This is a genomic window from Bradyrhizobium sp. CB82 (genome assembly GCF_029714405.1).
Classification (GTDB): domain Bacteria; phylum Pseudomonadota; class Alphaproteobacteria; order Rhizobiales; family Xanthobacteraceae; genus Bradyrhizobium.
The window spans coordinates 2,284,681-2,305,698 of the sequence record NZ_CP121650.1 but is presented as its reverse complement, the minus strand read 5'-3'; the positions used below and the strand labels follow the sequence as shown (position 1 = coordinate 2,305,698).

Here is a 21,018-nt window from a genome sequence, read left to right as displayed (position 1 = left end):
CCCATAAGATGGGTTGGAGTTCCGAAAACGCATTGAAAACGTTGGAGATTGGAATGGCTCCCCGCGCCTATTGGAAAGGAACGTTGAAGCTGTCGCTGGTGACCTGTCCGGTCGTCCTCTATCCCGCGACGACCGCTGCGGAGAAGACACGGTTTCACATGATCAACCGGGAGACCGGCAATCGTCTGAAGCAGCAGATGGTCGATGCCGAGACCGGCGACGTCGTCGAGAGGGATCAGAAGGGGCGCGGCTACGAGCTACGCAAGGGCAAATATGTCGAGATCGAGCCCGAGGAGCTGGAAGCGGTTCAGATCGAAAGCAATCATACGATCGACATCGAAAGCTTCGTGCCGCGCGAGGAGATCGACAAGCGCTACCTCGACCACCCCTACTATATCGCTCCCGATGGAAGGGCTGCGGTGGACGCCTTTGCGGTGATTCGCGATGCCATGAAGGACGAGGAGCGCGTGGCACTCGCCAGGATCGTGTTGACCAACCGCGAACATGTCATGAGCATCGAGCCGCTTGGCAAGGGTTTGCTCGGCACCACGTTACGCTATCCCTACGAGCTGCGCGACGAAGACCAGTTCTTCGACGACATCAAGAGCCCGAAGATCACCAAGGACATGGTCGAGCTCGCCGGCCACATCCTGCACACCAAGGCGGCGCATTTCGACCCCAGCAAATTCAAGGACGAATATGAGGACGCGCTGAACGCGCTGGTGAAGCGCAAAGCCAGCGGCAAGAAGATCGAGCTGCCCGCACCCGAGGAGCGACCGAGCAACGTCATCAATCTGATGGACGCGCTGAAGCAAAGCTTGAAGGGGCGTGGCCGAGGACGGGCGTCAGCGCGCTCCCATCCGCGGCGGAGCACGAGACGGCACCGCACCACACGCAAGACGCATCGCCCGGCGGCGAGGCATCGAAAGGCCGGGTGACCCCTCATGGTGAGGAGGCGCGAAGCGCCGTCTCGAACCATGTAGGCCCTCGCTGCTGCGTCCGGGCCTTCGTCCTTCGAGACGCCACGCAAGCCTGGCTCCTTAGGATGAGGGGATAGAGAAGCGTCTCCAGCGCGGTCTAATCCCCCGCCTTCAGCCGATATCCGATCCCCGTCTCGGTCAGCACATATTGCGGCCGCTCGGGATCGGCCTCGATCTTGTGGCGGAGCTGGCGGACGTAAACACGCAGATATTGCGCGTCGGTCAGTTCGTCCCACAATTCCTTCAGAAGAAACCGGTGGGTCAGCACCTTGCCGGCGTGCTGCACCAGCACACGCAGGAGATCATATTCCTTCGGCGACAGTTTTACCTCGCGCTCGCCAACCTTGACGATGCGGCGAACGAGATCGACGGAGAGATCGCCGGTGCGGAATACCGGGCGTTCGCCCTTGACCTGGAGTTGGTGCCGCAGTGCGGCCCGCAGCCGCGCCAAAAGCTCGTCCATGCCGAACGGTTTTGTCAGATAATCGTCGGCGCCGAGATCGAGCGCCTGCACCTTGCCAGCCTCGTCGCCGCGGCTCGACAGCACCACGATCGGCACGCTCTCGTTGCGCGCGCGGATGGTGCGGAGCAGCTCGTGGCCCTGGATGTCGGGCAGGCCGAGATCGAGGATGATCAGCGCCGGCCCCTCGGTGAGCTTCTCCAGCGCGGTCTTGCCGTTCGGCGCTTCCAGGATGTCATAACCCTGCGTGGTCAGCCCCATCCGCAGCAATTTACGGATCGGCGGCTCGTCGTCGATGACCAGAACCTTGATCGGGGGTGCGCTCATGCGGCGGTGTCCAATGCGTTGGTCTGCGCGGGGATCGGCAGGCGAATGGTGAGCACCGCACCGCTGCGATCCACGCGGTTCGCAGCCGTGATCGTGCCGCGCATCGCCTCGACGAAGCCGCGGGAGATCGCAAGACCGAGCCCGGTACCGGGCCGGACATGATCGCCCTTCTGCACGCGATAGAACTTGTCGAATACACTCTCGAGCTCGCCCGGAGGGATGCCTTCGCCTTCATCAGCGACCTCCAGAACGACCCGGTCCTTGTCCCGCCGGCTGCGGATTGCGATCGTGGTATCCGGCTGCGAGTACTTTGCCGCGTTGTCGAGCAGATTGAACAGCACCTGCTCGAACAGGACGGCGTCGAGCTCGAGCATCGGCATATCGGCGGCGAGCTGAAGCTCGATCTTATGACGCGTCAGGATCTTGCTCGCCCGCCTCAGCGCGCTGCCGACGATCTCGCCGACGTCGTGCAGCGCGGTGTTCGGCACGATGGCGCCGGATTCGAGCTTGGTCATGTCGAGCAGATTGGCGATGAAGCGGTTGAGCCTCTCGGATTCGTCGATCACGGTCGCCAACAGGTCACGCTTCTCGGTATCCGACAAGTCGCCGGCGAGATCGCGGATGGTCGAGGCCGCGCCGAGCACGGAGGCGAGTGGTGTTTTCAAATCGTGCGAGATCGAGGTCAACAGCGCCGAGCGCAGCCGCTCGGATTCGACCGTGCGCTTGACCCGATCCATGTCCTCCACCAGCAGCACACGCTCGATCGCGAGCGCGCCCTGGTCGACCAGCGCATCGAGCAGGCGGCGCTGATCGGGCGTCAGCAGAGGACCGGCGCGGTCGTTGTCGATGCCGATGACGCCGATCGGGCCGCGCCCGGTGCGCATCGGCAGAAACAGGCGTTTTGCGCCGGGCAGCGTGTCGGAGCCGCGGCCGGCAGGCCGGTCGTTGCTCCCGGCCCAGTTGGCGGCGGCAAGATCAGCCTGGTCGAGTTCATCCTCGGGTGGGTAGCCGGACTTCACCGTCAGCAGGCCCTCCTCCGGCAGCAGCAGCACCACGCGGACCTTCAGCATCAGCGCGATCTGATAGGCCGTCGCCCACAAGACATCGTCGAGGGTCGCGGTGCCCGCCAGCTTGCGGCTGAAGGCATAGAGCTGCTCGGTCATCCTTATCCGGCCGATCGCTGTGTCGGCCTGAGTGCGCACGCGAGCCGCGACATTGGACACCAGCATCGCAACCACCATGAACAGGACAAACGCCGCGATATTGGTCGGATCGGTGATCGTGAAGGTATAGATCGGCGGCAGGAAAAAGAAATTGTAGGCAAGCGACGCCGCGACCGTGGCAAGCAGCGACGGCCAGAGGCCGTAACGCACGGCAACCACCACCACCGCGGTCAGCAGCACGAGATCGACGTTCTCGATACCGAAGTACGGCTGGATCAGCTCGGCCGCGCCAAGTCCAAGCAGAGCGATCCCGAGCGCCTTGAGGTACGGGCGCGGATCGAACGGTTCCGTGCGGGCCGCCGTCTGCACCGCTGTTTTCGGCACCGCCTCGCCTGGTAATTCGTCACCGGAAATCACGTGCACCGTGATGTTGCCGGAGCGGCGCACGAGGTCGTGCACCACCGAGCCGCGCGTGATCTCGAACCAGCGCGATCGGGTCGACTTGCCGATCACGATCTGCGTGACATTATTGCCTTGCGCGAAGTTGATGACGTCGTCGGCGATGCGACGGCCGACGCCGGGGATTGTCAGCGCCTCGCCGCCGAGCGATTCGGCAAGCCGCAGCGTGTCGGCGAGCCGGTCGCGCTCGGCGTCCGAGAGCAGCAACGATCGCCGCGTCTCGATCGAGATCGCAGTGAATGGCGCGTGCAATCGATCGGCCAACCGCTTGGTGTAGCGCACGAGGCCCGCTGCGCGCGGATCCTCACTGACGCAGACCAGGATGCGTTCGCCCGCGGCCCATGGCCCGGCGATGGCATTGGCCTGCATGTGGGTAAGGAGCTGCTCATCGACGCGCTCAGCCGTGCGCCGTAGCGCGAGCTCACGGAGCGCCGTGAGATTGCCTGGTGAGAAATAGTGCTCCAGCGCCCGCTCGGCCTGCTTGGGCACGTAGACCTTGCCCTCCTTCAGCCGCTGGATGAGATCATCGGGCGTGAGGTCGATCAGCTCGATCGCGTCGGCGCGATCGAACACTGAATCCGGCACGGTCTCGCGCACCCGCACATGGGTGATCTGGGCGACGACATCGTTCAGGCTTTCGATGTGCTGGATGTTGACGGCGGTGTAGACGTCGATGCCGTTCGAGAGCAGCTCCTCGACATCGAGATAGCGCTTGGGATGACGGCTGCCGGACGCATTGGTGTGGGCAAGTTCGTCGACCAGGGCAATTTGCGGCCTGCGCGCGATCACCGCATCGAGGTCCATCTCTTCGAGGACCTGTCCACGATAGTCGAGTTTCTTGCGCGGGATCACCTCGAGCCCGCGGAGCAGCGCTTCGGTCTCCGCGCGGCCGTGGGTCTCGACGAAACCGACGACCACGTCGATGCCCGCCTTGCGCTTGGCGTGCGCGCTTTGTAGCATCTCGTAGGTCTTGCCGACGCCAGGCGCGGCGCCGACGAAGATCTTGAGCTTGCCGCTCGCGCTCTCTTCCCGGCGCGCCGCTTCAAGCAGCGCCTCGGGCGAAGGACGTTGTTCGGGATCGCGGCGCTCTCGGACCATCAGCGCATTATAATCATCCGGCCACGGGGAGCCTAGGCCGCTACTTGGCGGCGCGGTCGAGCGCCAGGTTCAACGCCAGCACGTTGACCCGGGGCTCGCCAAGCAGCCCGAATAGGCGGCCCTCGGTGTTCGCGGCTACGATCTTGCTGAGCGACTCCTCCGGCAGGTTGCGTGCTTTCGCCACGCGCGGCACCTGGAATTGGGCTGCTTCCGGCGAGATGTGCGGATCGAGACCGCTGCCGGATGTCGTGACCAGGTCGACCGGCACCGGCTGGCTCGGGTTTTCCGTCCTCAGCTTGTCCACATCTTCCTTCAGCCGGTCGGCCAGCGCCTTGCTGGTCGGGCCCAGGTTGGAGCCACCGGAATTGGCAGCGTTGTAAGGCGCGGACACGGTCTTGCTCGAATCATTAGGATCCGGCGCAACCGTCGCCGACGGGCGGCCGTGGAAATATCTGTCGTCCCTGAACTCCTGCCCGATCAAGGCGGAGCCGATGACCTTGCCGTCCTTCTCGATCAGGCTGCCTTGCGCCTCGCTTGGGAAGAGCACACCGGCAATGCCGGTCATCGCGAGTGGATAGGCCAGTCCCGTGAGGACGGTGAGCGCGAGCAGCAGGACGATGGCTGGGCGGATTTCTCTGAGCATTTACGTCTCCAATTCTTCCGTCATTGCGAGGAGCGAAGCGACGAAGCAATCCAGGCCTTCAACAGCGGGGCATTTCTGGATTGCTTCGCTTCGCTCGCAATGACGGTCTCAAGCCAGGTGCAGGGCGGTGACGACGAGGTCGATCGCCTTGATGCCGATGAAAGGAATGATGATGCCGCCGAACCCATAGACCATCAGGTTGCGGCTGAGCAGCGCACCGGCACCGACGGCGCGGTAGGCGACGCCCTTCAGCGCCAGCGGGATCAGCGCGATGATGATCAGCGCGTTGAAGATGATCGCCGACAGGATGGCGCTCTGCGGGCTCGACAGGTTCATGACATTGAGGACGTTGAGCTGCGGGTAGAACGCCAGAAACATCGCCGGGATGATCGCAAAATACTTTGCGACGTCGTTGGCGATCGAGAACGTCGTCAGCGCGCCGCGTGTCATCAGGAGCTGCTTGCCGATCTCGACCACCTCGATCAGCTTGGTCGGGTTGGAGTCGAGGTCGACCATATTGCCGGCCTCGCGCGCAGCCTGCGTGCCCGTGTTCATGGCGACGCCGACGTCGGCCTGCGCGAGCGCCGGCGCGTCGTTGGTGCCGTCGCCGCACATCGCCACCAGCTTGCCCTTGGCCTGCTCGTCGCGGATCAGCTTGAGCTTGTCCTCGGGCGTTGCCTGTGCAAGAAAATCGTCGACGCCGGCTTCCGCTGCGATCGCGGCCGCGGTCATCGGATTGTCGCCGGTGATCATGATGGTGCGGATGCCCATGCGGCGCAGCTCCGCAAAGCGCTCTCGAATGCCCCCCTTGACGATGTCCTTGAGCTGGACGATGCCGAGCAGGCGACCGTCCTTGGCGACTGCCAGCGGCGTACCGCCAGATTTCGAGACTTCATCCGAGATCGTCTGGATCTCACGACCGACGTCCGAGAGCGCGGCCGGCTGCAGCGCGCGTGCCGTGTTGCCGGAGGCGACCGCCAGGGGCACACCACCACCGATATAATTGAGCATGGCGTCGACCGCGCCCTTCCGCACCGATACGCCGCCAGCATCGACACCGCTCATGCGGGTCTGCGCCGAGAAGGGGATGAAGGTTGCGCCGAGCTCGACCATGTCGCGGCCGCGGATGCCGCATTTCTCCTTCGCCAGCACGACGATGGAGCGGCCCTCCGGCGTCTCGTCGGCGAGCGAGGCGAGCTGGGCGGCATCGGCAAGCTCCTGCTCGGTCACACCGCGCACGGGACGGAACGCGGTCGCCTGGCGGTTGCCGAGGGTGATGGTGCCGGTCTTGTCGAGCAAGAGGGTGTCGACATCGCCGGCAGCCTCGACGGCGCGACCGGACATCGCCAGCACGTTGAAGCGCACCAGGCGGTCCATGCCGGCGATACCGATCGCCGACAGCAGCGCACCGATCGTGGTCGGGATCAGCGTCACGAACAGCGCGACCAGCACGATCACCGAGATCGAGCCGCCGGCATAGGCCGCGTAGCTCGGAATGGTGACGGTCGCGAACACGAAGATGATGGTGAGGCCCGCAAGCAGGATGTTGAGTGCGATCTCGTTCGGCGTCTTCTGCCGCTCGGCGCCCTCGACCAGCTTGATCATGCGGTCGATGAAGGTCGAGCCCTGCGCGGCGGTGATGCGGACGCGGATCCAGTCGGACAGCACCTGCGTGCCGCCGGTCACGGCCGAGCGATCGCCGCCGGATTCGCGGATCACGGGCGCAGATTCGCCAGTGATCGCGGCCTCGTTGACGGAAGCGACGCCTTCGATCACTTCGCCATCGGAGGGAATGGTATCGCCGGCCTCGACGAGCACGATGTCGCCGACCTTCAGGCTGGTGCCGGGCACGAGCTTGAAGGTTCGGTCGAAACCGGTCAGCAGCTTGGCCTGGCTTTCGGTGCGGGTCTTGCGCAGCGATTCGGCCTGCGCCTTGCCGTGGCCCTCGGCGACGGCTTCCGCAAAATTGGCGAACAGCACCGTGAACCACAGCCAAAGGATGATCTGGAATGTGAAGCCGAGATGTTCGCCGCCGGTGACAAGGTCGCGCAGGAAGATCACCGTGGTGAGCGCGGCCACGATCTCGACCACGAACATCACGGGGTTCCTAATCATCAACCGCGGATCGAGCTTGACGATGGACGCGCGGATCGCGGGCACGACGACCTTCGGATCGAGCATCGCGGACATCGGAGCACGTTTTTGCAGTTTCATAGTTTCCATGGAGATCACTCCAGACAATTCGATCAGAAGACGTTGCCGGCATTCATCGCGAGGTGCTCGACGATCGGGCCGAGCGCGAGCGCCGGGAAGAAGGTCAGTCCGCCCATGATCAGGATCACTCCGGCGACGAGGCCGACGAACAGCCCGCCGGTGGTCGGGAACGTGCCCGTCGACGGCGGGATCGATTTCTTCTCCGCGAGCGAGCCTGCGATCGCCATCGCCGGAATGATCATGAAGAAGCGGCCGACGAACATCGAGATGCCGCCGGTGATGTTGTAGAACAGCGTATTGCCCGTGAGCCCCGCCAAGGCCGAGCCGTTGTTGCCGGTCTGGGAGGTATAGGCATAGAGCACCTCGGAGAAGCCGTGCGGGCCGGCATTGGCCATGGAGGCCACCGCCGAAGGCAGTACGACCGCCACAGCCGTCCAGCCAAGGATCATCAGCGGCAGCACGAGAATGGCGAGCATCGCCATCTTGACCTCGCGCGCTTCGATTTTCTTGCCGACATATTCCGGCGTACGTCCGACCATGAGGCCCGCGACGAAGATCGCGAGGACAACGAACAGCAGCATGCCGTACATGCCGGCACCGACGCCGCCGACGATGATTTCGCCGAGCTGGATGTTGATCAGCGGTATCATGCCGCCGATCGCGGTAAAGCTGTCATGCATGGCGTTGACGGCACCGCAGGAGGCGGCCGTCGTGATCACCGCGAACAGCGAGGACGCCACGATGCCGAAGCGGACTTCCTTGCCTTCCATGTTGCCGCCGGTCAGCCCAAGCGCCTGGAGCGTGGAGGTGCCGCTCGCTTCCGCCCAATAGGTGACGGCGACGCCGGCGAGGAACAGCACGCCCATCACGGCAAGGATGGCCCAGCCCTGGCGCTGATTGCCGACCATGCGGCCGAACACGTTGGTCAGCGCAGCGCCGAGCGCAAAGATCGAGATCATCTGCACGAAGTTCGACAGCGCCGTCGGATTCTCAAAGGGATGCGCGGCGTTGGCGTTGAAGAAGCCGCCGCCATTGGTGCCGAGCATCTTGATCGCCACTTGGGAGGCAACCGGGCCGACCGCGATGGTCTGCTTGGCGCCTTCCAGCGTGGTCGCCTCGACATAGGCCCCGAGCGTCTGCGGGATGCCGCCCCAGACCAGGAACAGCGTGTAGACGATGCAGATCGGCAACAGCACATAGAGCGTGCAGCGCGTGACATCGACCCAGAAGTTGCCGACGGTCCGCACGGATGCGCGCGCAAAACCGCGGATCAGCGCAAGCGCGAGCACGATGCCCGTGGCGGCCGACAGGAAGTTCTGGTGCGTGAGGCCCATCATCTGCACCAGATAGGACAGCGTGCTCTCGCCGCCGTAGTTCTGCCAGTTGGTGTTGGTGATGAAGGAGATGGCGGTATTGAAGGAGAGATCCTCCGCGACCGCCGACTGGCCGGCCGGATTGAACGGCAGCACGGCCTGAAGCCGCATAAGCCCGTAGATGATCAGGAAGCCACCGACGTGGAACAGCAGCATCGCGACCGTGTAGGTCAACCAATGCTGCTCGCGCTTCTCGTCGACACCGGAAATCCAGTAGAGCCCGGTCTCAACGGGGCGTAGCACCGGCGACAGAAAGGTGCGCTCGCCATTGAAGACGCGGGTCATGTACCAGCCGAGCGGCTTTGTCAGGACGAGGACGATGACGCAAAAAAGAATGATCTGGAGCCAACCGATAGCAGTCATGGCTTAGTCCTTGGCATTTGGTCCTTGAGATGCGACCTTCCACGCAGGAGCGGCAGAAGAACCGCGAGCTGCACCGCCGTGAGGGCGGCGTCGGCCAGAAGCAGTTTTGGATCACCAACGCCCCTAGAACCGCTCGGGTCGCAGCAGCGCGTAGGTGAGGTAGACGAGAAGGCCGAGCGAGACGGCGCCGGCGAGCGAATAGTCGAAGATCATGGCGCAGCTCCCGTCACAGCCGTTCGCAGGCGTAGGTGTAGCCGATCGCGAGCGCGAAGAAAGCAAGGCTCAGCGCCAGCATGATGATGTCGAGCATGAAAATGTCCTATGCATCCACGCGCAGTCCGTCGACGGCTGCCGCGCTGTCGGGCGGAGAAGTGCCACCCGAGGCATAGGTTTTCGAGATGGAGGCTATAACGACGATATAGGAATCTCATAAAGGTCGGAGCGGCCCGCGGAGGGCGTTCCAGCCCTTACGCGCCCCGCTCCGACCTTTATGAAATCCCTATATTTCTCTCCCCTGTCCCATCTCGTTTTCAAATGCCGTTCCCGCGATCCTGATGGCGTCGGCTGCGGACCTGCGGCCGGCCGAAGATCGAGACGCCGTCATGTCTTCCGTTCTGCAAAACTTCGACCCGGCTTCGCTTGGCGAGCAGCTTCGCGGCGCGCATGCGGTCACGCGGCCCCTGATGCTCGATCTCATCGACAAGGCCTGCCGTCGCTTCCCTTCGCTCGGACAGAGCGAACGAACCGCACGGCTATCGCGCCTGATCGATGCCGAAGCCTGGGCCGATGCTGCGCTCGTGCTGTTACAACTGGAACTGCCGCTGTGGCAGGTCCGCCGCATCGCCTATGACGAAGGTGAGTGGTATTGCGCGCTCTCGCGCGAACACGAGTTGCCGGATTGGCTGGAGAGCTCGGTCGAGGGACGGCATTCCGACCTCGCGCTCGCCTTGCTCTCGTTTCGCAGAGGCGCAAGCGCTCACCGCAGAAGCGACCCGGCCGAGCGTGCCGGCCGTTCGCCAGACCGCGAGCCCCCTCTACGAGCCGGTCAACTGCGATCATTTCGGCTGACCGCAATCGCCATCACACCAAGAGGACATTACCATGTCGATGCTTACGCATCGCTTCGAACAGCCCTATGATCCCCCGGAGAGAAATAACGCTCCCGAAGCCTGGATCTCGAAAGTTGACGCCGCAGCGGTCCGGCGTGCCTGCCAAGGCGCCTTGGCGCTCCTGTCGATGGGAAGCGTGCTATCCGCGCTGATCGCCTTGAAGACCTTGATCCATATGTCGCGACCTTATTTCTGATCGGCTGGCGCGGCTTGCGATAAGGTAGCCTTGCGGGAGTGCCCCCTGATGATCGAGCTCAAGATCATCGTCATGTTCGCCCTGATGGGAGCGCTGCTCGTCCGCATGCGTGCCGGTGCGGCACCGGGCAACTAGCGTGCAGCCCGTCAAGTCAAATCTCGAGCACGTGGTCACGGTCACCATTTTGACCATGACGCTGAGCCTGATCTGGGGCTCGATCCTGATCCTCGTGATCGCGCTGGTAGCCCGGGGATTGAGCGTCTAGCCCCGTATCATCCCTGGCTGCGGGTGCGAACGCAGGTCGCAGTGCCTGCGGGCTAGGCACCCGATGCGCAGGGAAAACGCTGCAGCCGATCTGGCGCAAGCTCAGGGAACCGTGTAGAGCGGGTACCATGGGTAGCAGCAACGTCTACGTCGTCGATCACCCCCTGGTCCAGCACAAGCTCTCGCTGATGCGGGAAAAGGACCGCTCGACCAAGAGCTTTCGCGAGATCCTGAACGAGATCGGGATGCTCTTGTGCTACGAGGTGACGCGCGACTTGCCCCTGGAGCTCGTGGAAATCGAGACGCCGATCTCGCCGATGCAGGCGCCGAAAATTGCCGGCAAGAAGCTCACGCTGGCGCCGATCCTGCGCGCCGGCGTCGGCTTCCTCGACGGCATGCTGGCGTTGATGCCATCCGCCCGCATCGCCCATATCGGGCTCTATCGCGATCCGGAGACCTTGCAGGCCGTGGAGTACTACTTCAAGGCGCCGCAGGACCTCTCCGATCGCACCGTCATCCTGATGGACCCAATGCTGGCGACTGGCAACTCGGCCCGCGCCGGCGCATCGCTGCTGAAGGCGCGCGGCGCCCGTGACATCCGCTTCGTGTGCCTGCTGGCCGCCCCGGAAGGCATCGCGCAATTCCAGGCGGAACATCCGGACGTGCCGATCTGGACCGCCGCGGTCGACGAGCGGCTCAACGACCACGGCTATATCGTGCCCGGCCTGGGCGATGCCGGCGATCGGATGTTCGGCACCAAGTAGACAGTTTTGCGCGATCGGGGTACTGCGGTAGCCATGCGCCCCAACGATCGCTCGCTGCAATCGCTGATCGGGATCGAGACCTTCTCCGATCCCGCACTGGTGTTCGACGGCAGGTCCGTCCCGCGCGCCGAATTGTCGGGCAGGATCGACCAGACCGCGGCGTGGCTCGCCGCGCAGGGTATCGGCAAAGGCGATGTGGTCGCGGTGTGGCTGGTCAACCGCATCGAATGGATCGCCCTGCTGTTCGCCGCAGCCCGGCTCGGCGCAGTCGTCGCCGCCGTCAACACGCGCTACCGCAGCGCGGACGTCGCCCATCTCCTCCGCCTCTCCGGTGCGAAGCTTCTGGTGATGGAAGCCGCGTTCCGCTCGATCGACTTTGCCGCCGTTCTCGCGGATATCGCTGGAAGCGACGTGCCGGCTCTCGAAAAGCTCGCCGTGGTGGGCGCGGATACGATCCCGGCAGACTGGCCCTGCGTGCGGTTCGACGCCTTCGAGAATACCTATCCTACGGCGCCATCACGCGGCGACGTCGACCTGCCGGTCCTGCTCTACACGACCTCGGGCACGACCAAAGGGCCGAAGCTGGTGGCGCATTCGCAAGCGACGCTGGCCACGCATGCAGTCGCGGTCGCCAAGGCGCTGGCGCTGTCGCCGCAACGCCATTCGCTGCTGGCGATGTTACCGTTCTGCGGCACGTTCGGGATGACGAGCCTGCTTGCCTTTCTCGCGGCCGGCGTCACCATCCACGTGCTCGGCGCGTTCGAGCCCGCGCCGTCGCTCGAAATCCTCGGCGATCACAGGGTCACGCATGCCTTCGGCTCGGACGAGATGTTTCGCCGTATCCTGGCGCTCACCGATGCGCCACGTCCGTTTCCGCACGCGGAAGTGTTTGGCTTCGCCGCGTTCCAGCCCGGTTGGCGCGAGTTTGCGGTGGAGGCCGAGGCGCGGGGCTTGCCCCTGTTCGGCCTGTATGGCTCGAGCGAGGTGCAGGCCCTGTTCTCGATCGGCCGGCGCGATGCCGCCTTCGCCGACCGCATCGAAGGCGGCGGCTGGCCGATGTCACCGGATGCTCGCGTGCGCATACGCGATACGGACGGCGGACAGCTGGTGGGGCCCGGCATCTCCGGCGAGCTCGAGATCAGCGCGCCGTCGTGCTTCCTCGGTTATTTCAACAATCCGCAAGCGACGCGCGAGGCAACCGCCGTCGATGGCTTCTTCCGCACCGGCGATATCGGCCGGCTGCGCGTTGACGGCTCCTTCGTCTACGAGACGCGGGCGGGCGATGCCATGCGGCTCGGCGGCTTCCTGGTCGCGCCCGGCGAGATCGAAGATGAACTCAAGTTCTGCGCCGGCGTTGCCGATGCGCAGGTGGTCGCCGTCGATCTCAGGGGACAGGCTCGCTGCGCCGCCTTCGTGATCCCGGCAGAAAAGCCGCCGCAAGAGGCTGCGTTGATCGCGCGCCTGCGCGAGCGGCTGGCCGGCTACAAGGTCCCCGCGCGCATCTACTTCGTCGACGCCTTCCCCGTCACCGACAGTGCCAATGGCGTCAAGGTCCAGCGCGCCAGGCTGCGTGCCATGGCCATGGAGAAGATCGCCGAGGAATAGCGCCGCCTACTTCACCGGGCACGTCTAGTACGATTTGGCGAGGCCCAGCACCTTTTCCGCAATGAAGCTGAGCGCGAGTTGCGGGCTCACCGGCGCGATGCGCGGGATCAGGATCTCGCGCAGGTAACGCTCGACATGGAATTCCTTGGCGTAGCCGAACCCGCCATGGGTCATCACCGCCTGCTCGCATGCCCTAAAGCCAGCCTCGCCCGCGAGATATTTTGCGGCGTTGGCGGCGGCGCCGCAGGGCATGCCCTTGTCGTATTGCCAGGCCGCCGACATCACCATCAGCCAGGCGGCTTCGAGTTCGACCCAGTTCACCGCGAGCGGATGCTGGATACCCTGGTTCTTGCCGATCGGGCGGTTGAACACGACACGCGTCTTGGCATATTCGGTTGCGCGCGACAGCGCGAGCTTGCCGAGGCCCACCGCTTCGGCCGCGATGAGGATGCGCTCGGGGTTCATGCCTTCGAGGATGTATTCGAAACCGCGTCCCTCTTCGCCAATGCGGTCTTCCATCGGGATCTCGAAGTCCTCGAAGAACAACTCGTTGGAATCGACGCTGCTGCGCCCCATCTTCTCGATCTCATGGACCTTGATCCGCTTGCGGTCGAAATCCGTGTAGAAGAGGCTGAGGCCATGGGTGGGCGAACGCACCTCCTCGAGCAGCGTCGTGCGCGCGAGCAGCAGGATCTTGTGCGCGACCTGGGCGGTTGAAATCCACACCTTCTGGCCGTTGACGATGTAGCGGTCGTTCTTGGCCACCGCTCGGGTCTTGAGCTGCGTGGTGTTGAGCCCGGTGTTGGGCTCGGTCACGGCAAAGCACGCCTTCTCGCGACCTTCGACCATCGGCGGCAACATGCGCTTGCGCTGCTCTTCAGTGCCGAACACGACGACCGGATTGAGACCGAACACGTTGATATGCACGGCCGAGGCCCCCGACATGCCGGCGCCGGATTCCGCGATCGTGCGCATCATGATCGCGGCTTCGGTGATGCCGAGACCAGAGCCGCCATAGGCTTCGGGCACGCAGATGCCGAGCCAGCCGGCATCGGCCAGGGCCTTGTGGAAGTCGTGCGGGAAGCTGCCCTCACGGTCCTTGTTCAGCCAGTAGGCGTCGTCAAAGCCTTCGCAGATCTTTGCGATGGCGTCGCGGATGGCTTCCTGCTGATCGGTGAGCGCGAAATCCATGATGGGTCTCCTCTGGTGGCGACTCGTAACGAGAGCAGCCGGAGGAGGATACCCGGGAACGCCACCAGGATCACGATCGCGAGCGATCGGCGCCTGTCGGTCGTGGTCGCCGGGCCCGATTTTCGCATCGGGCCCAAAGTGCCGGATGTTGCGGCTCTGATCGCAAGGACGGTCGACCGACTCCGGCCGAAGACGGCGCCGTAGCGCGCGCCTTAGTCGAATCCCTGAACGGGCGGCGTCGAAGTCTGCTGCGGCGGAGCAGGAGCTGCCTGAACCGGCGGGTCGTTAGCCGGCCCCATTTGAGCGACACGGCCATTGGCTTCCATTGCCCTACCACTGGTGGGACCCGGAGCCGCAGCTGCGGGCGTCGGAGCTACAGGGGCGGGCGCTGCAGGCGCCGAACCCGGGACGCGATTCGCTTCTCTGCGTGGCCGCTGCCGGCTCGTCGCCGATCGAGAACCGCGCAAGCCCCATGAGCGCGCGATGGAGGGACCTGCGGCGTAGCCAACAAAGGCGCCGGCTACGGCACCGACCGGACCCAGCACGATAGCGCCGGAGACGGCTCCAAGAGCCGCATCGCCTGCGCGTTCCTGCGCAATGGCACCTGCCGGAACCAACGTCAGCATCACGACTACGGCCATCAAAAATCTGTTCATCGGAGCGCCTCCCTCACGGGAAATTCACTCTTACGAAAATATGGCAGCAGGACGTTTGTTTATCGCCCAACACAGGGCAATCGGTCGGCGGAACTCCGGCAGTGGACGACACCCCGGAACATCGATATGGCGGCGTATCATTCGGGTCGGCGCGCTAGGATCGGCTTCCCAACGAGGTCGGATCAGGAATGCAGGCAGCCGGGCGGACCAGTCGGAACGGACATGCGCGTGTCGTCCGCGCCGCCGGCATGGCGCTGCTCGCCATTGCGGCATGGCCGGGGAGAAGCATCAGCGAGGAGATCGTCGCCCCCCAGCACATGGAGGCAGTCGGCACGGTCGATCTCCGTTTCCAATCGTACAATATCGAAATGGTGGAAATCACCGGCGGCCGATTCTGGAAGCCCTATCCGCGAACGGTACGGACACTCCGCGCGCGCGATCGTTACAGCTACCGGCCACCGATCGATCTCGCCAATAGGCGGCTGCGCATGCTCGCCGGCGCTCTCGGTCCGGCTTATGTGCGCGTCAGCGGCACCTGGGCGAACGCGACATTCTTCGCCGATACGGACAACGCGCCGGCGGCACCGCCTCCCGGCTTCGACTCGGTGCTGAGCCGCGCGCAATGGCGCGGTGTCGTCGACTTTGCACGCGCGGTGGATGCGGAGATCATGACGTCGTTCGCCGTCAGTGCGGGCAGCCGCGATGCAGACGGCCGTTGGACGCCCGACCAGGCGCAACGACTGCTCGCCTTCACGCAGTCACTCGGCGGCCACATCGCGGCCGCCGAATTCATGAACGAACCGACGCTCGCGGCCACGAACGGCGCGCCGGCGGGCTATGACGCAAATGCCTATGGGCGCGACTTCGCGATCTTCCGCGCTTGGATGCGCACGCATTCTCCCAATCTCCTGATCGTCGGCCCCGGCTCCGTCGGTGACACGTCGCCGCCATCGGCCAGCGGTATTCGGACGCGCGATCTGCTCGCAGCGTCCGGCGCGGGCCTCGATCGCTTCTCGTTTCACCACTACAACACACTCTCGCCGCGCTGCGGCTTCCGCGATGATCCGGCGCTGGCGCTGTCGGCGGATCGGCTCGCGCGCATCGATCGCACGCTCTCGATCTACCGTCGCTTGCGCGACGAGTTCGAGCCGGATACGCCGATCTGGCTGACCGAGACGGCCGATGCCGCCTGCGGCGGCAACGCTTCCGACGCGACCTTCCTCGACACGTTCCGCTATCTCGACCAGCTCGGACGCCTCGCAAAGGCTGGCGTCCAGGTCGTGATGCACAACACGCTGGCCGCGAGCGACTACGGCCTGCTCGATGAGACGACGTTTCGCCCGCGGCCGAACTACTGGGCTGCGCTGCTATGGCATCGCCTGATGGGGACGACGGTGCTCGACGCCGGCGCAACAGGCACGACCGACCTCCACGTCTATGCGCATTGCCATCCCAAGACGCCGGGCGCCGTGTCCATCCTTGCCATCAACACGTCGCGGAGCAAGTCGCACGGTCTGAAGCTGCCGATCGCGTCTGAGCGCTACACGCTGGATGCAGGGCGGCTGCAAAGCGCGACCGTGCAACTGAACGGAAGAACGCTCGAGCTTGCGACCAACGGCGGTTTGCCTGTGCTCGAAGCCCGCATGACGCCGGCCGGGACGATCGTCGTGGCGCCTGCCAGCATCACCTTCCTGGCGATACCAGGCGCCGCCAATCGCGCCTGTCGCTGAGAACACACCGTCTCTTCCGATCAGGTCTGCGCCGACCTCGCCGCCGGCATGTAGATCTGCGCGTAGCCTTCCTTGATCGCCGAGGTGATACGATCGAGCCGCCGGTCGATGTGCTTTTCCAGCACGGAAACGCACATCGCTTCGTCACGCGCCTTGAGGCCCTCGACGACGGCGCGGTGCTCAGCCTGCGTGTTGAAGCGATTGATGCTGTCCATGTCGATCCAGCGTACGAAGCGGATGCGGGCATTGACGTTGCGCAGCACACGCAGCATCTCGGCATTGTTCGACATCGCCATCAGCCGCTCGTGAAAGGTCTCATCCAGCTCGACCAGCTCGACCGATGAACGCTCGCCGGGATCGGGCCCCGTGGCTTCGAGGAATTTGAGCAGCGCGTCGATATCCTCATCCCTGGCTCGCTTGATGGCGAGACGGACCGAGGCGACCTCGATCGATTTGCGCAGCTCGTAGAGATCGAAGATCTCGTGCGCGTCGAGTTCGCGGCAGAAGAAGCCCTTGCCGGGGGCGAAGCGTAGGAAACCCTCGGTGTTCAACCGGTTGAGCGCTTCGCGCAGCGGCGTGCGGCTGACGCCGAGACGCTTTGCCAGCTCACCTTCGTTGAGCCGTTCGCCAGGCTTGAACTCGTAGCTCACGGCCATCGCCTTGAGCTGTTCATAGACGCGATCGACAATGCTGTCCGAGGCGAGTTCCAGATGCTTGTTCATGGAGCAGGTTTTCGACCTCTAGCCAAACCGACGCGGCCGCAGTCCGGTGTGAAACCACGTGATCATGGAATAAATATCGTAGACAGGCAGGCCCGCCTCAGCCTGCAATGCCGCAGCGTAAGGCGGCATGTTGGTGCATTCAAGCACGATGGCGCCGACATCGGGATGCTTCGCCACCAGCGCCTTGCCGGCTTCGACGACGTCGCGCTCGGCCTGGGCAATGTCCATGTCATCCTTCTCGGCCTTGATCAGGACGCGGAAGAACTCCTTGCCGTTCTCGGTGCCGACCAGCGGCGTGTCGAGCGGCACGCCGGCACCTTCCAGATGGGCCGGCGACAGCGTCGAGCCGGAGACCGTGACGAGGCCGACGCGCTTGCCCGGCGGCAGCGTCGCCTGAACCCACGGCACCTGCATCAACGATGACGTCGCAACGGGCACGCCGACGGCGGCGGCAAGCTCTTTCTGGAATAGCGAGAGAAAGCCGCAATTGGTGGTGATGGCTTCGGCACCTAGCCGCACCAGTTCCTTCGCCGCGTCGATGAAATCCGGCAGCAGCCCGGCCGCGCCTTTAAGCACCACCTTCTCCGGCGTCGCCCCGCTCACCACGCGATAAAGTACCGGGAACGGCCAGGTCGTGCCATTGCCCATGTCGCCGGGGATGCGGGGAAAGCGCGCTTCCAGCATCAGGATTCCGAGCGGCGCGCCATAGAGCGCCTTCCCGCCGCGGGCGATGCGGGAGGAGGACTTTTGCGGATAGGTCATGATGCGATCTCAGAGGAAACGAGTGGGTGAGAACGGTTCAAGCGGAATCTGCGGCTTCTTGCCGCTGACGAGCTGCGCGACGAGGCGGCCGGTGCGGGCGGAGCTGACGAGACCAATATGGCCATGGCCGAACGCATAGACGATATCGCGCGAGGCGCGGGCATAGCCGATGCAGGGACGGCCGTCCGGCATGCTCGGGCGATGGCCGAACCACATCTTGATGCGTGAGGCCGGAATGTCTTTCGGCAGTTTCGGAAACATGCCGAGGAGATTGTCGCGCAAGATCTCGGCGCGCTTCCAGTTCGGCTCAGCATCGAGTCCCGCGATCTCGACCGTGCCGGCGGCGCGCAGGCCCTTGTTGGTCCAATTCACGACCATTTTGGCGTCGGACACCATCATCGAGCTGCGCGGCCCTACTTCCGGATGCTCGATCATGACATGATAGCCGCGCTCGGTCTCGAGCGGCAGCGGATCGCCGACGGATGCGGTGAGCAGCCTTGAGCGCGCACCGGCGGCGACCACCGCGGCATCGCAGGCGATCTCACCGGCTTCAGTGAGAACAGCAACGAGCTTGTCGCCGTTGAGCCTGAAGCCCGTCACCTTGGCGCGCACCAATTTTGCGCCGCTGGCGAGCGCATGGTTGGCGAGAGCCGCGACATAGGCGCCGGGATCGCGACACCGCCCGGCCTCCTCGACCACGACACCAAAGGTGTAGCGCGGATCAAGATCAGGCTCGCGCTGGCGCATCTCATCCGCAGAAAGCTCCAGCCAGTCGACGCCGACGCGCTTGCGGATGCGCCAGCCGAGATCGCCGTCGAAATTCCCCCGCGATGGGAACACGTGCATCACGCCGTTGCGTTCGATCAGCTCGGGGACACCGGCCTCCTCCGCGAGCTTCCTGTGCAGCAGCGGCGCGTCCTTGAGGAGCGCGCGCAGCGCTACGGCCGTCTTTTCAACACGCGCTTCCGTCCAGCCCGACAGCAGATATTTGATCAGCCACGGCAAGGCCTTCGGCAAGTAAGACCAGCGGATCGCGAGCGGCCCGAGCGGGTCCATCAGATAGCCCGGCACTTTCTTCCAGACGCCGGGCTCGGCCGGCGGGATCACCGAATGCGACGACAGCCAGCCGGCATTGCCGTAGCTCGCCGCCTGCTCGCCACCGGGCTCGCCGGGATCGATCAGCGTGACGCGGTGGCCCTCGCGCAGCGCCTCGATGGCGCTGATCACGCCGACCGCGCCGGCGCCGATGATGGCAACGTGGCGAGCTTGCGACATCAGCGGGCCTTCTCCTGCGTCACAAAATCCTTGCCGACGGACATCGCACGAGGATCAATAAGGCAATGCAGGATCGACGGCTTGCCGGAGGCCAGCGCGCGCTCGAAGGCCGGCGCAAACTCTTCCGTGCGCTCGACCCGCTCGCCATGGCCGCCGAACGCTTTTGCGTACATCGCAAAGTCCGGATTCTTGAGCTGCGTGCCGACCACACGGCCGGGATAGTCGCGCTCCTGGTGCATGCGGATGGTGCCATATTGTGCGTTGTCGATCACCACGACGATCAGGGCCGCGTCATACTGCACGGCGGTCGCGAACTCCTGGCCGTTCATCAGGAAGCAGCCGTCACCGGCAAACGCGACGACGACGCGATCTGGATACTGCCTTTTTGCAAGCACGCCCGCCGGCACGCCATAGCCCATCGAGCCCGAGGTCGGCGCAAGCTGCGCGGCAAAGGCGTGGAAGCGGTGATGGCGATGCAGCCAACCGGCATAGTTGCCGGCGCCGTTGCAGACGATGGCGTCCTTCGGCAGGCGATCACGCAGCCACGTCATGACCTGGCCGTACTGGAACGTCCCCGGCAGCTCGCGCGCCTTCTCCGTCCAGGCGAGATAATCGGCATGCGCCTTGGCCGCCTCGCCCTTCCAGGCCGGCTGCGCCGCAGGCTTCAGCGCCTCGACGGCCGCCGCGAAGGCCACCGGAGGCGCCTGGATCGCCAGCGTGGGCTGATAGACGCGACCAAGCTCCTCCGAGCCCGGATGAACATGGATCAGCTTCTGGTTCGGCACGGGAATGTCGAGCAGCGAATAGGACGAGGATGGCATCTCCGACATCCGGCCGCCGATCAGCAGGATGACATCGGCGCCGGTGATGCGCGCCTTCAGGCTCGGGCTCGGCCCGATGCCGAGATCGCCGGCATAGTGCGAATGATCGGCGTCAATCAGCGACGCCCGGCGGAACGAGGTCGCGACCGGCAGATCGAACCGCTCGGCGAAGCGCGCGATGCCCTTGGCCGCCTCCGCGGTCCAGCCGGAACCACCGAGCACGACGAGCGGCGCCTTTGCGCCAGCAAGCATCGCAGCCAGCCGTTCGAGATCGGCGGGCGCCGGCCAGCTCACGGCGGGCTCGACGCGCGGCGCATCGGCAACCGCAGCCGTCTCGGTCAGCATGTTCTCCGGCAGTGCGATCACGACAGGGCCGGGACGGCCCTGCATCGCGACGCGGAACGCGCGCGCAACCAGCTCGGGAATGCGATCGGGACGATCGATCTCGACCGCCCACTTCGCCATGGTGCCGAACACCGCCTTGTAGTCGAGCTCCTGGAACGCCTCGCGCTCGCGCATGCCGGTATCGACCTGGCCGACAAACAGGATCATCGGGGTGGAATCCTGCATCGCGATGTGGACACCGTGGCTGGCATTGGTCGCGCCGGGGCCGCGGGTGACGAAGCAGATGCCGGGGCGGCCCGTCAGCTTGCCATAGGCTTCCGCCATCATCGCAGCGCCGCCTTCGGCGCGGCAAATCATCACGTCGATCGGGCTGTCATGCAGCGCATCGAGCGCTGCGAGATAGCTCTCGCCCGGCACGCAGGTGACGCGCTCGACGCCTTGCGCGACCAGCTGGTCGATCAGGATCTGGCCCCCGGTGCGGACGTTACGAATGGTCAT

At 64.7% G+C, this 21,018-nt stretch carries 17 protein-coding genes; 6 read left to right on the top strand and 11 right to left on the bottom strand.

Features of this window, described 5'->3' with window-relative positions:
- The first annotated feature begins 53 nt into the window (after positions 1-53).
- On the top strand, positions 54-938 hold the full coding sequence (locus tag QA640_RS11185) for a Ku protein (protein WP_283040696.1): 885 nt from the start codon (positions 54-56) through the stop codon (positions 936-938).
- Between the two features lie 139 nt (positions 939-1,077).
- On the opposite strand, the gene QA640_RS11180 is transcribed toward QA640_RS11185, so the two are convergent.
- The 6 genes from QA640_RS11180 to QA640_RS11155 form a co-directional block, all read right to left on the bottom strand.
- The gene (locus tag QA640_RS11180) at positions 1,078-1,767 is read right to left on the bottom strand and encodes a response regulator transcription factor (protein ID WP_283040695.1); all 690 of its coding nucleotides are present in this window, start codon (positions 1,765-1,767) and stop codon (positions 1,078-1,080) included.
- A complete protein-coding gene (locus QA640_RS11175; RefSeq protein WP_283040694.1) occupies positions 1,764-4,487 on the bottom strand; it encodes a sensor histidine kinase KdpD in 2,724 nt (907 codons plus the stop codon). Before QA640_RS11175 ends, QA640_RS11180 begins: the two co-directional genes overlap by 4 nt.
- Positions 4,488-4,527: 40 nt before the next feature.
- A complete protein-coding gene (locus QA640_RS11170) occupies positions 4,528-5,130 on the bottom strand; it encodes a K(+)-transporting ATPase subunit C (RefSeq protein WP_283040693.1) in 603 nt (200 codons plus the stop codon).
- Between the two features lie 108 nt (positions 5,131-5,238).
- Complete coding sequence (gene kdpB, locus QA640_RS11165) at positions 5,239-7,353, bottom strand: potassium-transporting ATPase subunit KdpB (RefSeq protein ID WP_283040692.1); 2,115 nt, start codon at positions 7,351-7,353, stop codon at positions 5,239-5,241.
- 23 nt (positions 7,354-7,376) lie between these two features.
- The gene (gene kdpA, locus QA640_RS11160) at positions 7,377-9,080 is read right to left on the bottom strand and encodes a potassium-transporting ATPase subunit KdpA (protein WP_283040691.1); all 1,704 of its coding nucleotides are present in this window, start codon (positions 9,078-9,080) and stop codon (positions 7,377-7,379) included.
- Positions 9,081-9,203: 123 nt separating this feature from the next.
- The gene (locus QA640_RS11155) at positions 9,204-9,293 is read right to left on the bottom strand and encodes a K(+)-transporting ATPase subunit F (protein WP_283040690.1); all 90 of its coding nucleotides are present in this window, start codon (positions 9,291-9,293) and stop codon (positions 9,204-9,206) included.
- 389 nt (positions 9,294-9,682) lie between these two features.
- On the opposite strand from QA640_RS11155, the gene QA640_RS11150 reads away from it, so the two are divergent.
- From QA640_RS11150 to QA640_RS11130, 4 genes are all read left to right on the top strand, one after another.
- On the top strand, positions 9,683-10,219 hold the full coding sequence (locus QA640_RS11150) for a hypothetical protein (RefSeq protein WP_349253711.1): 537 nt from the start codon (positions 9,683-9,685) through the stop codon (positions 10,217-10,219).
- A 302-nt stretch (positions 10,220-10,521) separates the two neighbouring features.
- Positions 10,522-10,650 (top strand): hypothetical protein, encoded by a 129-nt coding sequence (locus QA640_RS11140; protein WP_283040688.1) that lies wholly within the window; start codon positions 10,522-10,524, stop codon positions 10,648-10,650.
- A gap of 127 nt (positions 10,651-10,777) precedes the next feature.
- Positions 10,778-11,413: a uracil phosphoribosyltransferase gene (gene upp, locus QA640_RS11135; RefSeq protein ID WP_283040687.1), complete on the top strand. Its 636-nt coding sequence runs from the start codon at positions 10,778-10,780 to the stop codon at positions 11,411-11,413.
- Positions 11,414-11,446: 33 nt separating this feature from the next.
- Complete coding sequence (locus QA640_RS11130; RefSeq protein WP_283040686.1) at positions 11,447-13,018, top strand: AMP-binding protein; 1,572 nt, start codon at positions 11,447-11,449, stop codon at positions 13,016-13,018.
- A 24-nt stretch (positions 13,019-13,042) separates the two neighbouring features.
- Here QA640_RS11130 and QA640_RS11125 read toward each other — a convergent pair whose 3' ends face one another.
- Complete coding sequence (locus QA640_RS11125) at positions 13,043-14,209, bottom strand: acyl-CoA dehydrogenase family protein (protein WP_283040685.1); 1,167 nt, start codon at positions 14,207-14,209, stop codon at positions 13,043-13,045.
- Positions 14,210-15,053: 844 nt separating this feature from the next.
- Between QA640_RS11125 and QA640_RS11115 the strand changes: the two genes are divergently transcribed.
- The gene (locus QA640_RS11115) at positions 15,054-16,595 is read left to right on the top strand and encodes a hypothetical protein (RefSeq protein ID WP_283040683.1); all 1,542 of its coding nucleotides are present in this window, start codon (positions 15,054-15,056) and stop codon (positions 16,593-16,595) included.
- Between the two features lie 20 nt (positions 16,596-16,615).
- On the opposite strand, the gene QA640_RS11110 is transcribed toward QA640_RS11115, so the two are convergent.
- Genes QA640_RS11110 through QA640_RS11095 form a run of 4 tightly spaced genes read right to left on the bottom strand, consistent with a single transcriptional unit; the run spans position 16,616 to position 21,018 of the window.
- The gene (locus tag QA640_RS11110; RefSeq protein ID WP_283040682.1) at positions 16,616-17,317 is read right to left on the bottom strand and encodes a GntR family transcriptional regulator; all 702 of its coding nucleotides are present in this window, start codon (positions 17,315-17,317) and stop codon (positions 16,616-16,618) included.
- Between the two features lie 18 nt (positions 17,318-17,335).
- Positions 17,336-18,079: an aspartate/glutamate racemase family protein gene (locus QA640_RS11105; RefSeq protein WP_283040681.1), complete on the bottom strand. Its 744-nt coding sequence runs from the start codon at positions 18,077-18,079 to the stop codon at positions 17,336-17,338.
- Between the two features lie 9 nt (positions 18,080-18,088).
- On the bottom strand, positions 18,089-19,354 hold the full coding sequence (locus QA640_RS11100) for an FAD-binding oxidoreductase (RefSeq protein ID WP_283040680.1): 1,266 nt from the start codon (positions 19,352-19,354) through the stop codon (positions 18,089-18,091).
- Entirely contained in the window at positions 19,354-21,018 is a 1,665-nt protein-coding gene (locus QA640_RS11095; protein WP_283040679.1) for a thiamine pyrophosphate-binding protein, read from the bottom strand. The genes QA640_RS11100 and QA640_RS11095 overlap by 1 nt, the downstream gene beginning before the upstream one ends.